This is a genomic window from Streptomyces sp. NPDC055078 (genome assembly GCF_053607985.1).
Window position 1 is genome coordinate 1 of the sequence record NZ_JBSGUP010001052.1, and the last position, 1,697, is coordinate 1,697.

The 1,697-nt window shown below is 69.2% G+C and carries 2 protein-coding genes; one reads left to right on the forward strand and one right to left on the reverse strand.

The window, feature by feature from the left end:
- Positions 1-102 precede the first annotated feature (102 nt).
- Positions 103-531, reverse strand: coding sequence for a pyridoxamine 5'-phosphate oxidase family protein (locus ACWF94_RS40040; RefSeq protein WP_453500148.1), 429 nt, complete (start codon positions 529-531; stop codon positions 103-105).
- A gap of 317 nt (positions 532-848) precedes the next feature.
- On the opposite strand from ACWF94_RS40040, the gene ACWF94_RS40045 reads away from it, so the two are divergent.
- The coding region (locus ACWF94_RS40045) for a lytic polysaccharide monooxygenase auxiliary activity family 9 protein (RefSeq protein ID WP_453500150.1) at positions 849-1,697 on the forward strand (849 nt) is incomplete at its 3' end.

Below are 1,697 nucleotides of genomic sequence, written 5' to 3' on the forward strand. Positions count from 1 at the left end.
CACTGGGGCCGACAGGGGCGGGGGCTTGCCGCCCCTGCCGCCGGGCGCGGCCGCACCAGCGCAACCTGCACGGTCGCGGCCGCCACCCACCCTGACAACGCGTCACGCCTCGCCCAGATCCGCGCTGTTCCAGCGCTGCGGGCGCATATGGATCACGACCTGCTCCCCCAGTTCCTTCTCCACGAACTCGACATAACCCGCGACCTTCCCGGCAGGGAGATACCGTGCCGCGATCTCCACGAGCTGTTCCCGGGTCGCCGTGACCGTCGCGGTGACCGGCCCCTCGACCGAAACGTAGCGGACGGTGGGTTCCAGCCGGTCGACCATCAGGGAGAACCGGCCCGCGCGCGCGATGAGCCGCTCCTTGCGGGAGTCCCGGCCCGTCATGATCCAGATGTCGCCGCCGGGGGCGTACTGGTACCAGATCGGCAGGGTGAGCGGAGCCCGGTCCTCCTCCCCGGCTGCCACCGCCAGCGCGGCGATATGGGGCTCGGCCAGGAACTGTTCACGCTCTTCACGGGTCAAGGCCACGGATGGCTCCTTCACTCGGCGGGACGGGTCGTCATGAACGATCTTCGTGAACGGAACGTCGTGAACGGATCTTTGTGACGGTCGGCGTGGCGGGCCCGGCGCGCAGGTGCTTCCTCAGCCCGCACTTAGCGCCTCCTTAAAGCAAGGATAAGGATCTCCCTCATCCCGTTCTCATGGGCGATTTCAAGGCGTCGAGCGGCTAGCTTGCTGACCGCCGGGGCTGGTTCGAACAACCGCGCCACAGGCGAACGGAGCCGCAGAGCCCGTTCGGGCCCGGCCCTGGTCCCCCCATATGCCGCATTGAGGAGAACGTCAAGATGACCGCTCGCCGTAAGGTCGCCATGGTCGCCGCTCTCGGCATCGCGCCGCTCGCACTGACCATGCTGACCGCCGCGCCTGCGGGCGCCCACGGTTCGATGCTGGACCCGGTCAGCAGGATATCGGCCTGTCTCGCCGAGGGCCCGGAGAGCCCCGACTCCGATGCGTGCAAGGCGCTGGTCGCGGCGGGCGGCACCCAGCCGCTGTACGACTGGAACGAGGTCAACATCGGTGATGTCGCCGGGGCCCACCAGCAGAAGATCCCCGACGGCAAGCTGTGCAGCGCGGGCCGTGACAAGTACCGCGGTCTCGACGCCCCCCGCACCGACTGGCCGTCCACCCAGCTGAACTCCGGCAACCGCACCTTCCGCTGGCGGGCCACGGCCCCGCACAAGGGCACGCTGGAACTGTTCATCACCAAAGTCGGCTACGACCCCACCAAGCCGCTGAAGTGGTCGGACCTGGAGGCGCAGCCGTTCGCCTCGGTCACCAACCCGCCGCTGGAGAACGGCTCGTTCGTGTTCGACGGCAATGTCCCGAACCGGTCGGGCCGTCATCTGGTCTTCTCGATCCTCCAGCGCTCCGATTCTTCCGAGGCGTTCTACACCTGCTCCGACGTGGTGTTCGGCGGCCAGAGCGGCGGCGCGCCGGTCGCCCAGGCGCCCACGGAGGGCGAGATCAAGAAGGGCACGGCCAAGTCCACGGTCGACCACAAGGGCCACGGCGGTGACACCCCCGCCGAGGTGAAGCAGAACGCGAAGCACGTCGCCCATAAGGGCGGTGCGGAGGCCCCGGGCAACGCCCCCGAGCCGAACGGCGCGGCCGGCCCGGCCGTCGAGGGAGAGAAC